Source organism: Zobellia sp. OII3, assembly GCF_002211465.1.
Lineage (GTDB): Bacteria > Bacteroidota > Bacteroidia > Flavobacteriales > Flavobacteriaceae > Zobellia > Zobellia galactanivorans.
Window position 1 is genome coordinate 26,036 of the sequence record NZ_MWRZ01000002.1, and the last position, 18,651, is coordinate 44,686.

General features: G+C 43.2%; 18 protein-coding genes. 6 read left to right on the forward strand and 12 right to left on the reverse strand.

Features of this window, described 5'->3' with window-relative positions:
• Positions 1-118: 118 nt before the first annotated feature.
• The 3 genes from B4Q04_RS07245 (at position 119) to B4Q04_RS07255 (ending at position 1,978) form a co-directional block, all read left to right on the forward strand.
• Positions 119-622, forward strand: coding sequence for a hypothetical protein (locus B4Q04_RS07245; RefSeq protein WP_013995177.1), 504 nt, complete (start codon positions 119-121; stop codon positions 620-622).
• Between the two features lie 91 nt (positions 623-713).
• Positions 714-1,484, forward strand: coding sequence for a DNA-directed RNA polymerase sigma-70 factor (locus tag B4Q04_RS07250; RefSeq protein WP_013995178.1), 771 nt, complete (start codon positions 714-716; stop codon positions 1,482-1,484).
• An 86-nt stretch (positions 1,485-1,570) separates the two neighbouring features.
• A complete protein-coding gene (locus B4Q04_RS07255) occupies positions 1,571-1,978 on the forward strand; it encodes a hypothetical protein (protein ID WP_013995179.1) in 408 nt (135 codons plus the stop codon).
• Positions 1,979-2,191: 213 nt separating this feature from the next.
• Here B4Q04_RS07255 and B4Q04_RS07260 read toward each other — a convergent pair whose 3' ends face one another.
• From B4Q04_RS07260 to B4Q04_RS07300, 9 genes are all read right to left on the reverse strand, one after another.
• A complete protein-coding gene (locus B4Q04_RS07260) occupies positions 2,192-3,391 on the reverse strand; it encodes an ABC transporter permease (RefSeq protein ID WP_013995180.1) in 1,200 nt (399 codons plus the stop codon).
• The gene (locus tag B4Q04_RS07265; RefSeq protein WP_088696423.1) at positions 3,388-4,575 is read right to left on the reverse strand and encodes an ABC transporter permease; all 1,188 of its coding nucleotides are present in this window, start codon (positions 4,573-4,575) and stop codon (positions 3,388-3,390) included. Before B4Q04_RS07265 ends, B4Q04_RS07260 begins: the two co-directional genes overlap by 4 nt.
• A gap of 4 nt (positions 4,576-4,579) precedes the next feature.
• Positions 4,580-5,554, reverse strand: a complete 975-nt coding sequence (locus B4Q04_RS07270; protein ID WP_088696424.1) for an HlyD family secretion protein — start codon at positions 5,552-5,554, stop codon at positions 4,580-4,582.
• Between the two features lie 7 nt (positions 5,555-5,561).
• Complete coding sequence (locus B4Q04_RS07275; protein WP_088696425.1) at positions 5,562-7,040, reverse strand: TolC family protein; 1,479 nt, start codon at positions 7,038-7,040, stop codon at positions 5,562-5,564.
• 100 nt (positions 7,041-7,140) lie between these two features.
• Positions 7,141-8,412, reverse strand: coding sequence for an MgtC/SapB family protein (locus B4Q04_RS07280; protein WP_088696426.1), 1,272 nt, complete (start codon positions 8,410-8,412; stop codon positions 7,141-7,143).
• A gap of 29 nt (positions 8,413-8,441) precedes the next feature.
• Entirely contained in the window at positions 8,442-10,124 is a 1,683-nt protein-coding gene (locus B4Q04_RS07285; RefSeq protein ID WP_013995185.1) for an ABC1 kinase family protein, read from the reverse strand.
• Positions 10,125-10,138: 14 nt separating this feature from the next.
• Positions 10,139-10,525, reverse strand: a complete 387-nt coding sequence (locus B4Q04_RS07290; RefSeq protein WP_013995186.1) for a hypothetical protein — start codon at positions 10,523-10,525, stop codon at positions 10,139-10,141.
• Positions 10,526-10,701: 176 nt separating this feature from the next.
• Entirely contained in the window at positions 10,702-12,699 is a 1,998-nt protein-coding gene (ftsH, locus tag B4Q04_RS07295) for an ATP-dependent zinc metalloprotease FtsH (protein WP_088696427.1), read from the reverse strand.
• Between the two features lies 1 nt (position 12,700).
• Entirely contained in the window at positions 12,701-13,048 is a 348-nt protein-coding gene (locus tag B4Q04_RS07300; RefSeq protein WP_088696428.1) for a carboxymuconolactone decarboxylase family protein, read from the reverse strand.
• Between the two features lie 301 nt (positions 13,049-13,349).
• On the opposite strand from B4Q04_RS07300, the gene B4Q04_RS07305 reads away from it, so the two are divergent.
• The 3 genes from B4Q04_RS07305 to B4Q04_RS07315 all read left to right on the forward strand — a co-directional run bounded on the left by B4Q04_RS07305 (position 13,350) and on the right by B4Q04_RS07315 (position 15,422).
• Entirely contained in the window at positions 13,350-14,003 is a 654-nt protein-coding gene (locus tag B4Q04_RS07305) for a WG repeat-containing protein (protein WP_013995189.1), read from the forward strand.
• Between the two features lie 144 nt (positions 14,004-14,147).
• Positions 14,148-14,933: a universal stress protein gene (locus B4Q04_RS07310; RefSeq protein ID WP_013995190.1), complete on the forward strand. Its 786-nt coding sequence runs from the start codon at positions 14,148-14,150 to the stop codon at positions 14,931-14,933.
• 57 nt (positions 14,934-14,990) lie between these two features.
• Positions 14,991-15,422: a hypothetical protein gene (locus B4Q04_RS07315; RefSeq protein WP_013995191.1), complete on the forward strand. Its 432-nt coding sequence runs from the start codon at positions 14,991-14,993 to the stop codon at positions 15,420-15,422.
• Between the two features lie 61 nt (positions 15,423-15,483).
• Here the strand turns inward: B4Q04_RS07315 and glk are convergent, their stop codons facing one another.
• The 3 genes from glk to B4Q04_RS07330 all read right to left on the reverse strand — a co-directional run bounded on the left by glk (position 15,484) and on the right by B4Q04_RS07330 (position 18,627).
• Positions 15,484-16,557: a glucokinase gene (glk, locus tag B4Q04_RS07320; protein ID WP_236630986.1), complete on the reverse strand. Its 1,074-nt coding sequence runs from the start codon at positions 16,555-16,557 to the stop codon at positions 15,484-15,486.
• 17 nt (positions 16,558-16,574) lie between these two features.
• Positions 16,575-17,621, reverse strand: a complete 1,047-nt coding sequence (locus tag B4Q04_RS07325; RefSeq protein ID WP_088696429.1) for a class I fructose-bisphosphate aldolase — start codon at positions 17,619-17,621, stop codon at positions 16,575-16,577.
• Positions 17,622-17,685: 64 nt separating this feature from the next.
• Entirely contained in the window at positions 17,686-18,627 is a 942-nt protein-coding gene (locus B4Q04_RS07330; RefSeq protein WP_088696430.1) for a 1-phosphofructokinase family hexose kinase, read from the reverse strand.
• Positions 18,628-18,651: the final 24 nt, after the last annotated feature.

The following is an 18,651-nucleotide window of genomic DNA, read 5'->3' on the forward strand; positions in this document are numbered from 1 at the left end:
GTCAGGTAAAATTTTTGACCATATGACCTAGGTCAGGCATATAGAAAATATCTACTTGTACTTTAGCGAAGGAGAATGCTCCGAGTTTATGACCATGCGGTCTCTAATTTAAAAGAATATGCACGTCCCGAAAACAGAACAAAAACAGGTTTTTCTAAAACCGTACGACCAAATTTCAGATTTGGAAAAGGCCTTAAAAGTGGTCGGTCAGATGGATTTTGATAAAATTGTAATATCGGTAATCGGTAATCTACAAGATGATTATACGGACAATTCCAAAGAATTGACGTTCAAAGAAACGCAATTACGACATTTTTTTAAGGAACTTCTAGGTGAAGATACCGCCTTCAACACCTTCTATAACCCCGAATTAGGGCGTTTGTTCGTTGCAGGTTTCTTGGTCTCGACCTTTCTTGACCCTGTGGGCAACCGCGCGATAGGGGTGCTTTCCGGAGGACCTTATGGTATATTAAGGGGATTGGGAGTGAGCGAGGAACAAGCCTTGGCATGTGTTGAAAAGTTAAGTGAAGGTGCAACTCTGTTCGTGGCTAGGGGCCATCGTTTCGATCTTGAAAAATTGGAATTGAAATTGGACACTTCGGTCGATATGGACAAACCCTAATACGCTTTATATGATGCGACTGACCTAGGTCATAGTTTTCTAGCACATATAGCCGCAATTTTATGATGTATTCTAATCAAAAACACATAGCATGGACACTCTTGAATATTATGAAAATAAAAAAGAATTTAACGTATTCGTAGCGAGTACCTTTTCTGACCTTACCCGCTTCAAAGAACAGAACGACCAAACCTCCTTCAATAAGCTGCTGCTAAAAGACCTGTATCAGGTAAAGCGCTACATTGGCAAAAGGTTGGCCGCGGCCCTGAGCAAGGGAAATCTTCCGAAGGGAAAGTACAAAGTAGATGATTTTGTAGATCAGCTATTTATAGAGGCTTATACGAACTTTTTTGAGGTGGACAGCGAAGAACAGCTACATCCATGGTTGTTCAAAAAAGCCGATGAGCTTTTGGAAGAGACGATTGTAGATGAGGAGTTTGACGACTACTTTCTGAAGAATATCGATGATTATTCCCGACCTGAATGGGATGCCATGGAGGAAAAGTTCAGTACCGATGGTGATGGTGATTTTGTCATGATCGACGAACTCGACGATATATCTTATGCTAAGAACGACTACGTATTGAACCATGTCTTTATAGAGGACCATAATAAAGAGTTGATAGCGCAATTAGATAAGGAATTGGGACGGGAAAATATTAGGAGGCATACCACCATGGTACTGCACAATCTTCCACTGCCCATGCGTACGGTATTTGAACTGGCCACGGAATTTCATTTCTCGGTAGATGAAATCGCCATGATCAGAAACCAAAGCTTGGAAGAAGTGAAGCAACTTTTGGAAAATGCCAGAAAGACCCTTGAAGTCAGTTTCTTTAATAGATATGAAGTTAAGAAATAAGTAGGCCGTCAACAATTGATAAATGTTTAAGACCACCATGAGTTCATTGGTGCCATAAATATTAAAACTTTTAAAAGCATAGGAGTATGAAAACACAAACACTGAATCCAAAAACCGAATTACTTTTAGGGGCAAGTTTAGAGGTGCTTCATTTTGAGAGTAGGGAATGGTTGAGCAATATAGCCTTTTATAAAGATGAGGCCCGTTTTTTTGCCGATTTGATAGAGAAGGGAAAGACCGAAGATGCCGCACAAACGGCATACAACCAAATTCTTGAAAATTTGGACGCGGTACATTCCGAATTGTTCGATTATTTGTCCGATGATATCGAAGAGCACGAAAGGTTGCTCTCTCGCTTGGAAATGGGAGAAAGCGGTCTGGCCGATGCGGATTACAGGGAGAAGCACCGTCAACTCAAAAAACGAATGGAAACCTTTACGGATAACTTTCGTGAGTTTAAAAAGATGGTTTTCGGTTATGTGAAAAATCTTTAAGTTTCTAAGCTTACGGGTATAACGTTGTGGGGATGGGGTATCCGTAAGCAAAAGAAACACGTTTTATTTCAATAGTTTAGGGGTTTTTAGCCCCTAGTAAAACAGCTCTTGGTTTCAGTCATTGAAACTAAGGGCTGTTTTTATATAATAAGCAGATGGATCCTTGATCGGTTCGGCCGAAGATGTGTAAAAAGAAGGGGTGGCAACAAAATTTCAATCGCTCGATAGGGGAACCGGCCTATTGTCCGCTAGTTTTGGCTCTCCTTTTTGTAGGTAACGAAATCTGAAAAACGCGGCCACATACCCCACAAGCAATAAAATTAAAAGGTGGATGACCTCATTGAGGTAAAAATGACTGTCAACCCCCATGATGGCAAGTTTTTTTAGCAAGACGAAAAAAGGTCTTAGGGGAATAAGGTTTGATATAAATTGAACGAACAATGGCATCTCATTTATAGACCAGGTTACCCCCGTAATTAAAAATACGGGATAAGAGGTAAAAGCAATGACCTCCATAGCCCCAGTTTCCGTATTAAAGAAAGAGGCAAAGAACCATCCGTATAAGAGGGTGGCCAAAAGAAAAATGATGGAGCCTCCCATGAGGGCAAGGAAGTTTCCGTGGATGGGTAAATCAAAAAAAGGAAACACTACCAAAAGCACAAAGAAACTATAAGCTAGGAACAAGAGAAGGTAGATTCCGGTTTTTCCTGATATATAATTGATAAAGTTGTTGTTGCTATCCTTAAAACCAACTTTCATGAGTCCTTTTTCACGATCCGATGCCACGCTTTCCGACAGACCTATGAGTAGGGTTTGATGCAGTATGAGAAACAGTACGAAGGGCAATAAAAAATCGCCGTAATTATTGGTAGGGTTGTAGACCGAATTGACTTGCGCCCTTACAGGATCGGCATTACTGCTGGCCAACTGTGGTAGGATCGTCTTTGATTCAAAGAATTTTTCCCGAGACTCTAGGGCGTAGTCCAAGGAGACCAAATTAACGGCTTTGTTGATGTCGTTAGAGGGTAAAAAACGGGTGTTGTTCAATACGAGTCCGATAGGGGCGGTTTCTTTTCTTTTTAGTTTTTTTTCAAAGCCGTACGGGATATAGACATAGCCTTGCACATCAAAGGCGGAAATACCCATATGGGCTTCCGGTAGACTGTAATACGCATGGTTCAAGTCTACTTTTTGGGTCGCATTGAGCTTATTTAAAAATGTTCTGCTACTTTTTGTATGGTCCATATCGACCACACCGACGCTTACTTTTTCTTCGTCTTTTTTGATGTAAGTGGTCCCTATCATAAAAAGATATAGAAAGGGGGCAACGAAAAGAACAAGGAGAATGCTTTTGTCGTTAACTACTAAAAGCGCTTCCTTTTGTATGAGTTTCCAGATGATTTTTAAGTTCATATCGCCTCTATTTTTTTTACGGGAAAAATGAGCTTTCCATTCAAGGTCAATCCTCCTAAAATCAATATAAATCCAGCCAAGAGAAATACCAGCAACTTCCCTATTTCGGGCCATATAAAATGAACCGGAGTATCTAACTGGTAAATCTTAAGGAAGCCGGTCAGAAAATGGGTAAAGGGAATGATATCGGCATAAGCGCGGTTGATCCAAGGCATGGCCCATATGGGAAAGGTAAACCCACTAAAGACAAATGCCGGCGAATTATAGAAGATGGCAAGGTCAAGTGCTATAAGCTCATTTTTAAATAGTAAGGAGAGTCCAAACCCCAAAAAGATATTTACCGTAATCAGAAGAAAGAGTAGGGCCATTAGGCCACCTATGTTTCCATAAACCGGTATTCCGAAAACGGGAAACAATACGGCCAGAACCATTCCACATAAACTAAGGCCATAGACCAGAAACGCTAAGTATTTTCCAAAGAGCATAGAAAGAAAGTTTCCTTTTGAAGCCGTAACCAGTCCTTGAAAAGTGTTGTTTTTCCATTCGTTATTAAAGGCCCTAGAGGCAGCAATGAATACGATCATTTGCAATAGTACAATGCTTAGCCCCGGAATTAAGTAGTAACTATAATTGTATTGGGGATTTCCCAGAACCCGGGAGTTTACCTGAATGGGGAGAACGGTTCCCGATATTTTACTTGGGTCTATACCCAAGGGTGCCATTCGCTTGATGGCAACGGAAGCACTTAGCAACTGGCTTATCTGAACCGCTGATCGGTATACCAGGTTTCCAAAGACAATGTTGGTAGAGTTGCTGTATATTTTTACTTGTACCTTTATTTTTTTTAATACGTTTTTGTAAAAATCCTTAGGAATGTAAAATACCGCCTCGACATCATTTTTTACAAAGGCCCTTTCAATGTCTTCATCAGAGGAAATGTAATGGGTAATCTTAAAAGTGGGCGAGGCCTCTAAAAACCTGATATAGGTACGGCTCATAGAACTGTTGTCGTTATCGTAAACAGCAATGGGTAATTCTCTTAGCGCTCCCTTATAGTATATGGCGCCAAGTATAAAAAATGCCAAAAGCGGCACGATAATAAATAGGTTCCGAACGGATTTTTGCTGTGCCAATCGCAGCAATTCCCGCTTAAAAACACGATATATACCCCAGTTGCCTAACATAATATTATTTGTGAAAGTGTATGGACATGCCCGGTCTTAGTTCCAATATACGGTCTTGGGGCTTTAAGTGAATTTCAAAAGTTTTTAGGTCATATTCGCCCTTTGCCTTTACCGGAACCCAAGTGGCAAAATCGGCCATGGGAGCAATGTAACTGACTTTAAAATCTATTTCTTCATTGCTAAGTCCTGGCACGGTGGCCTTATAGACTTGGCCCATTTTAAAATCGGACAGGTCGTCTTCCCTTACATTGACGATCGCATAGACCTTTTCGGGAATTTGTATGGTCACGATAGGATATCCGGCCGCCATGACTTCTCCTTCTTCCGCAATCTGATTACTGATAATTCCTCCGGCAGGGGCTACGATTTGTAGCTCGTCATAAAATGCCTCAACTTCGTTATATGCGCTTTTAGCACTTTCATAACTGCCGTAGGCCGCACTTATATCTTCTTTTCTTGCCCCTTTTTTGGCCATTTCCCAAACCGATTTGGCCGCATTCATCTGCTCTTTGGCCGCATCGTACTTGAATTGGAGCTCATCCATTTCCTGTTTTGAGATGATATTATCGGCATAAAGGGCTTGGTACCGCTTATAGGTTTTTTCGGCAAAATCAAATTGACTTTTAGCCATTTGATATTGGTTTTGAAGCGCATTTATCTCTTCTTGTCGCGCTCCGTATTCCGCTTTGTTGAAAAGGGATTTGGCAGCTTTGACCATGCCTTGGGCCTGGCCCTTCTTAGCGTTCAATATATCGGGTTCCAACTTGGCCAGTACATCTCCCTTTTCTACGGTGCTTCCTTTTTCTACCAATAGGTTGAGTACCCTCCCGGAAATCACAGAGGACACATTTATTTCTGTGGTTTCCAACATGCCGGAATAGATGGTTTCTTCCTTGCTGTTCGCCTTAATGAAAAAGAAGGCAATGGCAAAGACGATGATCAGTATAGGTAGGGCCAAGGTTATATATGCTTTTTTCATGATGTGCCTATTTATTGATAAACGGTATTATTTTTTCGGGTTCTCCTATGGCGGTATAGAGATTGGCAATCGCTTGGTAGTACCCATTGAGGGCTACCAATTGCTCTATTTTGGATTGCTTGTACAACAGCGATGCATCGATTACATCTATGGATTTTCCCAGACCTTCTTCAAACCTTCTGGTGTTGATCCGTAAATTCTCTTTCGCCAATTCTACCGTAGCTGTTAGGCTGTTGTATAGTTTTTGCTGGTTACGTGCGGTAACGTAGTTGGATTGTACCAATAAATGAATTTGCTTAAAGGCATAATCCTTGGCATTTTTGACTTCTTTTTTCAAGTGTTTGCTTGATTTCAATTGGTTGATGTCCTTAAACCCGTTAAAGAGATTGATTTGGGCCTGAACGCCGACCATAAATTGGGGAGGGACTACAGGCAGTTCATCGCGGAACATATTGTACGTACCAAAAGCCGCTATGTTGGGCATAAACTTCGATTTTTCCAAAGCCAGTGCCTGTTTGGCCATTTCCTCTTTTTGGTCTATTAAGCCTAAAACAGGTTGTTTTGCATAGGCCGTGGTCAACAGCTCGTTGAAATCGAGATAGAGTTCTTTGTAAGAAATGCTATCCATTACCTTAAAGGGAATCGTATCCGCCAAGTTCATGGTAGTACGTAAGGCCATGGTGGCCAATTCTTCTTTGTTCAGGTCGTTGTTCAAATCCTTTTGGGCATCGGCTACCGCTACTTGGGCCCTTAGCAATACGTGTTTAGGGAGAATTTCTAGTTGGACCGAACGCTCTGCCTGCTCTTTATGCTTGAGCATTGCGTCATAAACCTCCTGTCGGGTCTTGACCACCTGTTGTAATAGCACTACGTTTAGATAGCGTTCGATAAGTTCGTTCGCGATTTCATCCTTTACCTGTTTTAGTTCAATATCGGCCGAACGCAACTCCGCCTTGGCGTATCTCTTGGCGGCAATGATTTTTCCACCGGTAAATAAGGGTTGTGTCGCCGTTAATGCCGCTGTAGGGAATTGCCGGTTGTCTATTTCCATATTCGGGTAGGGTGGGAATTGGCCCAATACACTTACCAATGTACTATAGGCACTTTCTGTGCTTAGCCCTGACAAACCTATTTGCTCGCCGTAAGCGGCTACAAATGCCGCACCGTATTTCCCCCCCAGATCATCTAGGGAAGTGGAAATCTGAGAGGTGTTGACCTGAATGTTTTCGTTGAGATAAGTATAACCGCCCAAGAGGTTCAAGGAAGGGAGAAAGTTGCCTTTGGCCGCTTTGTCGTTGTAGACTTTCTGCTGTACACGCTCGTTATATTGCTTGATTTTTTCATTGTTGGCATAGCTGAGTTCCAATGCTTCTGAAATACTTATTTCTTGCTCTTGCGCCTGTATATATGACGAGAGCATTATCAACAGCAGGAGCGTCATATTGGTGAATGACGCTTTACACCTTTTTCTAACCCGATCTTTCATCTGTATATAAGAGTTTAACCTTATCAGGTGCAAAGGTGCCCTGTCTCGATACCAATTGGAATGACCTAAATCATACCAATGGAATAATTGGGATATTTTGTTAAATGCTGTGGGAAAGAATATAGACTACGCTGACAAGAATGATGGCCCCAAAAGTATAGGCAACAAGTTTTCCGGTAGTTTTTGAGCCTTTGAGGATGCTGATTCCCAGTTTGACCAGCATGTTGCTTAAAACAGCGGCAATGATTACCAAAGAAGCCAAATTTAGCTTATCGGTATCGAGTGAAAATTTCGCCATGCTAATGGTAATGGCATCGGTATCGGCCAAGCCTGAAATAAGGGCAGAATAATACAATCCGCTTTCGCCAAAGAATTTATTACTATAGAAAACAGCGAATAGGATGACCACATAAATGGCGCCAAAACCAATGGCGTTCAGTATATTGAGCGGGTTGCCCAATTTAATGTTGGTATCGGGTTTTTTGGTGTCCCTTTGGATGAGTACTAAGGATACGACCAGGCAGATCAAGGTCAACAAGGTAAATGGAAGTGCCAAATAGGTCAAAAGGGCGCTGTTGAAGATATATACCAAAAAAGCCAATCTAGGAAACATAATGGCCGACGCAATAATGATTCCGGCAGCGTATTTTTTTGAGAGTTCGGGTGATTCTTCACTACGGGAGGCGTAACTCCATGCAACGGCAGTACTCGATATTAGACCGCCAAGGATGGCCGTTAGCAATATGCCCCTTTTAGAACCTACATATTTCACCAAAAAATAACCTATAAAGTTTAAAAAGGATACGATTACTACTATAGAACCGATTTCAAACGGATTCAATAAGCCATTTGATCCGTAGCTTTTGTTAGGTAGGGAGGGCAATATCAAAAGGGCAATAATGGAAAACTTGATAAAGGCAAAAAGCTCTTCGGAAGTGATGTTGCTGATTACCGTTCGAAACCTTGTTTTTAGGGAAAGTAGCGTTACGAGAATCACCGATGTGGCCACTGCGTCCCTATAGTATTCCGCCGATACCATGACCCCTAAGATAAAAGTGGCGATCAAGGCTAGATTGGTAGTCAGGCCCTTGCTATATTCTTCTTGTTTTTGATAAATATGGTTGAAAGCCAAGAACAATATAAAGGAGGCAAGGCCGACGATCAATAGCCAAACCGTAAATTTGTCGCTAAGGTTTTCTAGGGTGAAGCCCAGTATGGCGACAATGGGAAAGGTACGGATGCCCGCAAAACCTTGATCCTTCAATTTGTTATACTCCCGTTCCAAGCCGATGATAAGGCCTATTCCCATACTGATGAGTACGCCGAGAATATAGCTGTCCATAAATTCGTTTATACCTTCAAAAGTCACCATAGGCTTTTAGATTAGTGGTCGTAGAACATTTAGAATTGATCGTTCCTGAATATGGATATCACAATATAAAACCCCAATAGGGCCGAAAGAACAAAGCCCATGGCTCCCAACAAGGGAATGCCGTTGATCAAGGGAGGCATTTGTGCCATGACCAGAATAGACGACCCGATGGAAAGGGCGGCTATGATGACGGCAAAGACCAAACGGTTCACCGATTTGCTGGTTGCGGTCTGGAATTCTTTTAAGCCCTTATGTTCATGCACCACCACTAATTTACCATCTTTTATCTTTTTTAAAATGGAGTTGATATCATCGGGTAGGGTGTCTATGAGCTCATTAAGGTCTTGAAAGCGGCTTAGGTTCTTTTTAAAGAGCCTTTTTAGGTTAAACCTTCTGCCGATGATTTTCGCGGTATAGGGTTCTAGATTATCGGAAATGTTGAATGCGGGATCTAGCTTTCGGCCTACGCCCTCTATGATGATAAGTCCCCTTATCAACATGTAGAGATAGTGGGGCAAGACAATTTTGTTTTCGTACAGTACGGTTTTGAACTGGGTGAGGGTGCTTCCTATCTTTACGTTCTGTAGGGCGGTATCGCTGACCCCTGATACCAATTCATATATATCTTGCTCGAGCTTCTTTTGATCGGGAATATCGGTTTTTACGGCAATTTTCTCAAGGAGGATTCTAATTTTTTTGACGTCCTTCCTCAAGAAATACAGGAGTAGGTCTCCTAGGACTTCCTTGTCGTTCGGCATGATGCTACCCATCATACCAAAATCTAAAAAGGAGATTTGTCCGCTTGTAGGAAGCACAAAAATGTTTCCCGGATGTGGGTCGGCATGAAAGAATCCGTGCTCAAGAATTTGGGCCAGGTAGAGGTCGACCCCAACTTTGGCTACGGCCGAAGGGTCGATATTTGCGGCTTTGAGCCTATCGATTTCAGAGACTTTGATACCGTCGAGAAATTCCATGCAGATAAGGCTGTCGGTACAAAAGTGGCGATAGATTACGGGTACATGGATCAGCTCATTGTCCTCAAAATTCCTCGCGAACCTTTCTGTGTTTTCTATTTCCCGTAAAAATTGAAGCTCCTCGTGAATACTTTGTTCAAAGGAAGCGACGATACGTACGGGTTGTAAGGCTTGTGCATGGGTACTGTATTTTTCAAGGGCTCGGGCTAGCTGCTTCATGATCAGCAGATCACTTTCTATGATTTCCTTTATAAGGGGGCGCTGAATCTTAAAGACCACTTCTTCGCCGGTCAACAATTGTGCCCGGTGCACCTGGGCCAAAGATGCAGCGGCCAAGGGCTCGGGATCCACCGAGAGAAAGTGGTCGGGGAGGGAAATGTTTAGTTCTTCTTCAAGTACCTTTTGTACATCAAAGTTTTTTAATTGGGGCGCATGGTCTTGTAATTTTTCAAGCTCCTTAATGAGTTCAGGAGGAAGCATGTCTTCCCGATTGCTAAAGATCTGGCCTAACTTGACATAGCTGGGCCCCAGTTCTTCGAGCACCATACGAATACGTTCGTAAGTAGAAAATGAAAGGTTTTTTTCGGTATCGGGGTGTTGGTTTAAGTAGGTTTTAGGGATAGCCTTTATGATACCGCTATTTGCCAAAACGTCCTCAAAACCATATTTGGCGAGGACGTTGAACAGTGTGGCGTACCTTTTTATTTCCTGTTGCTTCGGGAGTTTGAATGCTGCCATATGCTATGGATGTATTACATATACTTCGTTAGAAAACGGAAGAACTCTTTTTTAAGGTCGGCGTAAATCTGTCTTTGGGTTTCCATTTTCTCTCGAAACTGTATGTGGTTCTTGACCATGGTGACATCCATCGACTCATGGTTATTGTCTCTTTGCTTTGAAATATTCATTTCGTGTTCCGCTATGGTTTCCTGCAAATCTTCAATAACACCTGAGTGTAAGATAAATTCATTTTGAAAATGTTCTAGTTGTGCAAGTACTTCCTTATCGGTCCAACGGTTTACCAACTCCTTCAATCGGTTGTTAAAAGATTTTAGTTCATCTTTCCAAAAGGCCAGCTCAGATTTCCATTGTTGGTGTTCAAAATGTAAGTCGGAATTGTAAATTGTTGCTGTTTTCATAATCGCTCTATAAATTAGGTTCGTAAGAATTTCACTTTGAATAAATGCTATGACCAAAGGTGTAATTATCTGGGCACAATTGGTATGACGAAAGTCATACTTTCGACTTTTATCCAGACAAGCTATATTTGAAGCTTCGGTCTATCGGAAATCAAAGGTCGATGACACGGTTGGCCTTAGGGCTTATGTGTGTTTAGAAGCGACAATGGGCTGTCGTCATGGGTGCTGTTATCCTTGGTTTTATTTTCTATCCTTTTTCCCAAAAGTTTTTCCAGATCGTCTTTTTCCACAACCTCTTGCTTGAGTAGAAGCTGCGCCAGGTTTTCCAGTTCGTTTCGGTGCCTCAACAATAGCGTCTTGGTTTTCTCATAAGCTGTTTGGATCAGGGCTTGCGCCTCATTGTCTATCAGTTCGGCCATAGCTTCGCTGTAAGGTTTGCCTAGCAGTTGATTGTTTTGACCCGAGGAGTCATAAAAACTCATGGGCCCAATCTTTTTGTCAAGTCCGTAATAAGAAACCATGGCATAGGCCTGCTTGGTGACCTTTTCCAGGTCGTCTAGGGCGCCGGATGAGATTTCATCAAATACAATTTCCTCTGCCGCCCGCCCGCCTAAGGAGGCGCACATCTGATCGATGAACTGTGCCTTGGTAACAATTTGTCTTTCTTCGGGGAGGTACCAGGTAGAACCTAATGATTTGCCCCTCGGTATAATCGACACTTTTACCAAAGAATCAACATGCTTTAGATACCAGCTTACTACGGCATGACCGGCTTCATGATAGGCTACGGTTTCTTTTTCTTTTGGGGATATGATTTTACTTTTTCGTTCCATTCCGCCTACGATACGGTCCCTTGCCTCGAGAAAATCGTGGTAGTGTACCGTTTTTTTCTTTTTCCGGGCGGCAATAAGGGCTGCCTCGTTACAGATATTGGCAATGTCGGCTCCTGAAAATCCGGGACTTAATTCGGCCAAGCTTACCACATCTACATCTTTGGCCAGTTTGAGTGGGCGAAGGTGGACCTTGAATATTTCCATGCGCTCCTCCTTGGTGGGGAGTTCGAGATAAATATGGCGGTCGAACCTTCCGGGGCGCAAGAGGGCTTTGTCCAGTACGTCGGGGCGGTTGGTAGCTGCCAAGACAATGACCCCGGTATTGGGGCCAAACCCGTCCAATTCGGTCAGGAGTTGGTTCAGGGTGTTTTCGCGTTCGTCGTTAGACTGAAATCCGCCGCCTTTACCACGTGAGCGGCCCACGGCATCTATTTCGTCGATAAAAATAATGCTCGGGGTCTTTTCCTTCGCCCTTTTGAAGAGGTCGCGAACCCGAGAGGCTCCAACGCCTACGAACATTTCAACGAACTCGGAACCGGACATGGAAAAGAAAGGTACTTGGGCCTCTCCCGCCACGGCTTTGGCTATCAGTGTTTTTCCCGTTCCCGGTGGGCCGACGAGCATAACTCCCTTGGGAATTTTAGCGCCTAATTCGGTATAGGTTTCAGGGTGTTTGAGAAAATCTACGACCTCCATAACCTCGGCCTTTGCTTCCTTGAGGCCGGCTACGTCATTAAAGGTGACGGTGCTCTTGGTTCCCTTTTCCACCAGTTTTGCCGTAGACTTTCCTATGTTGAGCATTGAACCACCCATAGGACCTCCGCTTCCCATGCGCTTGAGTATAAAGAACCAGAATAGGATCAATAGGGCTATGGGAAAAATCCATGATAATAGGCTTATCCAGCTTGTCCTGTTTTGGTATTGAATGTCGATTTTGTCCTCAGGCGAAAAATCGGCTTGTGCCGTCTGTAACTTACTCTCGAAATTCTCGACCGAGCCGATGGTTATGCGGTATTTCGCACTTTCAACGGAGCTGAACCAACTTGGGGCTTGACCTGTGGAGCTTGGGTCTTTAACGGCTTGGTTTTTGGTGTATATCTCTGCGAACTCCCTGTTTACAACGGTGATTTTAGAAACCTTCTGCTGCGTTAAAAGCGAATCTTGAAGAAAGGTCCAACTGATTTCCTTGGCTCCTGAAATAGGGTTGGAGAAAAAGGTAAATGCCATTAAAAAGATAAAAAGTAGCAAGTAGACCCAATAGTATCCTAGTCCGCCTGAAGGCGGGTTTGGTTTTGGGGCTTTCTTCCCCTTGGGGGTATTTGTGTTCGATTGCTGTTTCATATTATTCCATTACCACAAATTGGTTCAATGCTTCCAAAGCTTCACAGCCATATATAAGGGCAGGGCCTCCGCCCATCATTATCGCAACGCCTATGGTCTCTAGAATTTCTTCGGCACTGGCTCCCGATTTTAAGGCGTCGTTTACGTGAAAGGCAATACAACCGTCACAGCGGACGGTAATGGCGATGCCCAGGGCAATGAGTTCTTTGGTCTTTGAGGAAAGTACGCCCTCGGCGGTACTGGCCTTGTGAAGGCTATTAAAGCCACCGATGGTGTCGGGAATGTTGACACCTAATTCTTTTATTGATCGGGTAAGGTCGTTATACCGTTTTGAATAGTCTTTGATCATGGCGCTATGTTTTTCAGTTTAAACTATTGGAGTGATTTATCGTGTACTTAAAACAAGCTCAAAACTATTTTAAAGGATTATGGTAAACTATGATTTAAATCAGGGAAGAAGGGGAATTTATGCGTTTGGAAGGGGAAAACAACGCTAGGCATGGCCATGATAGGCCAGAAGCCTATACAAGATAAGGCCCGGTATCACATTTTTTTGCGGGCTTTATAAAACTATGAAGCAACTGACCCAAGTCATTTCCGGCCAAACAAGCAGCACATACCTTTGGGTGAACACAAAAAAATAATGAAAGATGAAACACTTACTTATTATCACATGTTTATTGTTGATACCTTATTTAGGTATTTCACAGACGGTAGAACAAATCAATAAACCCACAGTGGCCGAACTCGACCAAATCACGCCTTTTAGTGATGGTTTGGCGGCGGTTAGAAAGGGAGACCAATGGGGATTTATTGATGAAGAAGGACAATTGGTTATTGGTTTTAGGAATGACCTGGTTTGGAATAAAAATCCACAAACCGATAATCCGGGGGTTGAAGGTATTGGCTATCCCCAGTTCAAGAACGGACGCTGTGTGGTGAGGGAAGTAAAAGAGGATGGTATTGCCCGATACGGCTTTATAGATAAAAAGGGAAACATGGCCATACCCGCTGAATTTTTGAACGTCAGTCCCTTCAGTGAAGGCCATGCCGTGGGTATTTACGAAAGTAAATCGCTAAGAGGGAAAAATACCTTTCAATTAAAGATTTACGATTATGACTTTACCGAGGTCGTGGTCAATGAAGTAGGTGAAATGATATGGCCCATACAAGAACGGCAGAATATCGTAATGTCTGGAAAATTATATAAGCTACCGGAATTACAGGCCAAGATGATTTCGGACCATCTCTTGGCCGTAAAGGACAAGGCGAACAAATGGAAAATTGTAAAGCCCAAATTTTAGAACTGCCAAAATCAGGGATAAGCCTGAATAGTTAGACCCTTTGTTTAAAATAACGGCATATGATTCAGGTCATGGGTTTTCTTGAGACCTCAGGGTATTTTTGGTTTAATAGGATTATAAAACCTTATTCAAAGACAAATTAATATGGACAGAATATCGACAATACTAGTACCGTTCGATTTTACGGAGGCATCAAAAAAGGCATTGGAATATGCCATAGGCTTTGTAGGCCGGCTTGATGATATTAAAATTGTATTGGCTTATGTTTCAGGAAGCTGTAATCTTGAGTTATTGCCAGAGAATTTTGAGAAATTGGAGAAAAAATATAGGGGAAAGCTGAAGAACAAACTTGAATGGAAAATACAAAACGGAAGTCTCGTCCAGACCTTGTTGGATATTAAGAAAACCGAGCGGATAGACCTCATTATAATGGGAACATCGGGTATTGAAGGCCATGGGGAAAAGCAGCATACCAATACCGAAGAACTTGTATTGGATAGTAAATGTCCGGTTTTGGTGGTTCCGCATAGCTATAAAGAGTACAATCTGGCGCAGATAGCCTTGGTTTTGGGCAAGGAAAAGATCGATGACGCCAAGGTGTTGGGAAGTCTTTTGAGGATAGCCCGAAAGTGCAATGCCAAAGTGCATGTGCTGACCGTTGAAAACGAGCCTGGCATCTATGGCTATAGCAAAGAGGAAGAGCAGAACGAGAAAGCCATAGAGTATTATCTTGAAACCTTTTATAAAGAACGTGTTTTCATTAAAAATGATGATGTTTTAGAAGGAATTTCCAATTATGCCATAAAGCATGATATAGACCTTGTCGCCATCCTTCCCCGAAACCATGCGAAACATGGCGCTCCTTCCCAAGGACAGTTGACGCAATCGTTGATTCAAAATTCCAAGGTGCCCATTCTTGTATTGGAGTAGTCCTGATTCATATTGAAGAAAAGAAAAAATCATTGTTTTCTATAAAATAGTTACTACATGGATAATTTTAGAACTAGGCCCAAGGGCGATTTTATCGAGAAAGGCAATTGGCAAGAACTGTATGTCTTGACCGAGCATTGGAAGTCTGACCTTTTGTTCTATAAGGACGACCTTAAGTTCTTGCGACATCTTGAGGATAAATATTTTTTATGGATAAAGGCCGAAGCTGATTTGGAAAACATCCGTAGAGTAGGGGAAAGTATCTTGAAAGACACAAGGGATTGTGACCAACTCCTAGAGCGGGTAGATACCCATCTATCGCATCTTTCCAACATTATTGGCAATTCCGAAAGCCAAGACGAAAAGGCCTTTAGGGAGGAACACGCCGAGCTCGAGGAAGACATGGCTGAATTTGTCAAGAATGTCAGGGAAAATAGAAGGCGACTTTTTAAAGTGGTCGAATACGATGTTGAAATGGATAAGTTATAGCTAAAAAAAAGACCGTGAACCCCTTAAGTCCACGGTCTTTTTTTATCTACTAACAAGTGTTTTACTCAAGTGACATGGCCGCATAGTAGCCTGCTCCGAGCAATGCCGTATTGTCGTTGAGAATAACGTTTACGGGAACCATTTGCAAAAGGGAGTTTAAACGTCCCGATTGCATAAAATTATCGTTGAATGCTTCCCGGTTCATTCCCTTTATTATTTTGGGCATGATGCCCCCACCAATAAAAATCCCTCCGGTAGCCTTGAATTTTAAGGCTAGTTGAGAAGTCTCTATGGCCAAAAAGCGGACAAAAAGATCAAGGGTTTCCATACAGACCGGATCTGTCCCTTCTATAGCGGTCTTGGTAATTACGGCCGCAGGGTCTTCCTTGGCCATTTTCGCCTTAAAGGCATCGGATTCCTTTTCACCACTGACATTGCGAATGAGCTGATAGGTATCGCGAATGCCTTGTCCCGATAATAGGCGTTCCCAGCTTACATGGCCATATTTCTGCTGAAAGTACTTCCAAATCTCATAATCGAAATCATTTCTCGGGCTAAAATCGCAATGACCGCCCTCGGAGGCAAAGGGGTGGTAGGCCTTGCCGTCCCAATACAGACCGGCTTCCCCTAAGCCTGTGCCCGGGGATATAATCACGGCATTACCCTCTATTTGCGAGCCGTATTTTAAGGGGTCAAGGTCTTTTTCCCCTAAGGCCGCCAAACCATAAGCATTGGCCTGCATATCGTTTATTAGAAAAACGGATCTAAGGTGAAGTTCACGGGTCAGTTCTTGGGCATCGATGCCCCAGGGGAAATTAGTACCGTACACCTTGCCATTGGTTATGGGCCCCGCTACACCAAAACACATACTATCGATTGGGGTCATTTCCTTTACTTCAAACTCATGTATGATCTCGAGTAAGGAATTGTAGTCTTTGGTTTTGTACGAGTTTTGTTTTAAGGGGGAAAGATGGCCGTCTTTGTATTCAAAAAGGGCGAGATTGGTTTTTGTGCCCCCTATGTCCCCGGCCAATACAATGCCGTTTTTATGGCCTAGGTTCTTTCGGGACCCTATGGCCAATGGTATTAGGGAATTTCGGAGTATTGGAAAAGAGCGTCCTTCTATCATTTTCATAAGGGTCTATTTTTATTTTAAGCTATCGTAATTGATGGGTCTAAATAAATATCCTGAATAAGGTTTAGTAACTTGATTCCTTCCTTCATCGGTCTTTGAAAGGCCTTTCTACCGGAAATCAGTCCCATACCACCCGCTCTTTTATTGATTACGGCCGTACGTACGGCTGTGGCAAAATCGTCTTTGCCCGAAGCCCCACCGGAGTTAATGAGTCCCGACCGGCCCATATAGCAATTGGCTACTTGGTAACGGGTCAGGTCTATGGGGTGATCGCTAGTGAGTGTACTGTAGACAAGGTCGCTGGTTTTTCCAAAGTCTTTTAGGGCAAGAAAACCGCCATTGTTACTCGCTTGTTTTTGTTTGATGATATCGGCTTCCAGGGTTACCCCAAGGTGGTTGGCCTGTCCGGTCAAATCGGCACTAAGGGCATAGTCCTTGTCCTTTTTAAAAGCATCATTGCGCAGGTAGCACCAAAGAACCGTGGCCATGCCCAATTCATGGGCACGTTTAAAGGCTTTGCCGGTTTCCTGTATTTGCCTGTCAGATTCTGGAGAGCCGAAATAAATAGTGGCCCCAACGGCTACGGCGCCCATGTTCCAGGCTTGTTCTACTTGGGCAAAATAGATTTGATCAAAAGTGTTGGGGTAGGATAGGAGCTCATTATGGTTCAATTTGACCAAAAAAGGAATTTTATGGGCGTATTTCCTTGAGACGGCACCGAGCACACCGAGGGTTGAGGCAACGGCGTTGCACCCTCCTTCAATAGCGAGTTTTACAATGTTCTCGGGATCAAAATAGTCGGGATTGGGCGCAAAGCTGGCCCCTGCGGAATGTTCTACGCCCTGGTCGACCGGTAAGAGCGAAAGGTAGCCCGTACCGGCCAGCCTACCGTGATCAAATAACTGTTGTATGCTTCCTAAAACCCGGTTAGACCTATCTGTCGGTGCCATAATGCGATCGGTGAAATCAGGTCCGGGCAGGTTCAGTTTATCGTTGGGAATGGTCGTACATGTATGATCTAACAAAGACGCCGTTTCTTCTTTCAAATAGTATTCAAGTTCCATTTTGGGTGCTTTAGTTTGTATTTTAAATAGGTTTTTGTCCTTTTTGGGTGCTTTAGTTTGTATTTTAAATAGGTTTTTGTCCTTTTATCCAATCATAAAGCCGGTCTGCATCTTCCTTATGACAGAGTTGGGTACCGTGGTGCATGGTAGCGGCAGTTCCACAGGCTACGCCGTATCTGACCATATCGCTCAAGGGTTTGCCCCATATCAAGCTCATGACCATTCCGGCAACCATACTATCTCCGGCACCAATGGTACTTTTTTGATGAACCACGGGAGCAGGTATCTGTTCCATTGTATTTTTTGTGGCCAATAAAGCGCCTTTTGGCCCTAAGGAAACGACAAGAACTTCGCAATCATGACGCTCTAAAAACTGTTGGGCCAAGGGCTTCAAGTCTAAATCGGTTATAGAAGCCACCCCACATAGGGCCCCTAGTTCGGCCAAATTGGGCTTCAACATATAAACTTTTGACTTAGCGGCTTCCATAAGCGCTTCGCCCGAAGTGTCAAGAATAAACCGGACTTCTTTTTTTTCGGCCATGCGACCTACTTTTAAATAGAAGTCCTCTGGTACATGGGGAGGAAGTTTTCCACTGGCCACCAAATAGTCCCCTTCATGGAGTCGTTGTTCGAGTTGTGTTAAGGCAGATTTCCATTCTACTTCCTTTACGGGCGGACCCGGCATCCCAAATCGATATTGCTGGTTCGTAGTGGTATCGGTTACCGCAAGGTTTTCTCGGGTCCATCCCTCAATGGGAATTACCGATTGTTCTATGTTTTGTTCGGTTAAGAGCTTTTTTAAAAATTCTCCCGTTGGCCCACCTGCAAAGTAGCTACAAAGTGATGTTCCCCCTAATTTTCGAATGGCCCGTGATACGTTTATGCCTCCGCCACCGGCATCATAACTGGGTTCGGCACAGCGTAATTTCGTGTTAGGGCTCATGCCTGCCACGGTAGTGCTTTTGTCAATTGCAGGGTTTACGGTAAGTGTGATTATTTGTGCCATCTTAGGAATTTTTAATACAGGTTC

What these genes read in the sequence shown, in the direction of transcription:
- glk (WP_236630986.1), bottom strand. Translation starts at nt 16,557, where the DNA reads ATGAAAATGATAGAAGGACGCTCTTTTCCAATACTCCGAAATTCCCTA.
- B4Q04_RS07330 (WP_088696430.1), bottom strand. Translation starts at nt 18,627, where the DNA reads ATGGCACAAATAATCACACTTACCGTAAACCCTGCAATTGACAAAAGC.
- B4Q04_RS07245 (WP_013995177.1), top strand. Translation starts at nt 119, where the DNA reads ATGCACGTCCCGAAAACAGAACAAAAACAGGTTTTTCTAAAACCGTAC.
- B4Q04_RS07305 (WP_013995189.1), top strand. Translation starts at nt 13,350, where the DNA reads ATGAAACACTTACTTATTATCACATGTTTATTGTTGATACCTTATTTA.
- B4Q04_RS07260 (WP_013995180.1), bottom strand. Translation starts at nt 3,391, where the DNA reads ATGAACTTAAAAATCATCTGGAAACTCATACAAAAGGAAGCGCTTTTA.
- B4Q04_RS07285 (WP_013995185.1), bottom strand. Translation starts at nt 10,124, where the DNA reads ATGGCAGCATTCAAACTCCCGAAGCAACAGGAAATAAAAAGGTACGCC.
- B4Q04_RS07250 (WP_013995178.1), top strand. Translation starts at nt 714, where the DNA reads ATGGACACTCTTGAATATTATGAAAATAAAAAAGAATTTAACGTATTC.
- B4Q04_RS07255 (WP_013995179.1), top strand. Translation starts at nt 1,571, where the DNA reads ATGAAAACACAAACACTGAATCCAAAAACCGAATTACTTTTAGGGGCA.
- B4Q04_RS07280 (WP_088696426.1), bottom strand. Translation starts at nt 8,412, where the DNA reads ATGGTGACTTTTGAAGGTATAAACGAATTTATGGACAGCTATATTCTC.
- B4Q04_RS07310 (WP_013995190.1), top strand. Translation starts at nt 14,148, where the DNA reads ATGGACAGAATATCGACAATACTAGTACCGTTCGATTTTACGGAGGCA.
- B4Q04_RS07300 (WP_088696428.1), bottom strand. Translation starts at nt 13,048, where the DNA reads ATGATCAAAGACTATTCAAAACGGTATAACGACCTTACCCGATCAATA.
- B4Q04_RS07265 (WP_088696423.1), bottom strand. Translation starts at nt 4,575, where the DNA reads ATGTTAGGCAACTGGGGTATATATCGTGTTTTTAAGCGGGAATTGCTG.
- B4Q04_RS07325 (WP_088696429.1), bottom strand. Translation starts at nt 17,621, where the DNA reads ATGGAACTTGAATACTATTTGAAAGAAGAAACGGCGTCTTTGTTAGAT.
- B4Q04_RS07275 (WP_088696425.1), bottom strand. Translation starts at nt 7,040, where the DNA reads ATGAAAGATCGGGTTAGAAAAAGGTGTAAAGCGTCATTCACCAATATG.
- ftsH (WP_088696427.1), bottom strand. Translation starts at nt 12,699, where the DNA reads ATGAAACAGCAATCGAACACAAATACCCCCAAGGGGAAGAAAGCCCCA.
- B4Q04_RS07270 (WP_088696424.1), bottom strand. Translation starts at nt 5,554, where the DNA reads ATGAAAAAAGCATATATAACCTTGGCCCTACCTATACTGATCATCGTC.
- B4Q04_RS07290 (WP_013995186.1), bottom strand. Translation starts at nt 10,525, where the DNA reads ATGAAAACAGCAACAATTTACAATTCCGACTTACATTTTGAACACCAA.
- B4Q04_RS07315 (WP_013995191.1), top strand. Translation starts at nt 14,991, where the DNA reads ATGGATAATTTTAGAACTAGGCCCAAGGGCGATTTTATCGAGAAAGGC.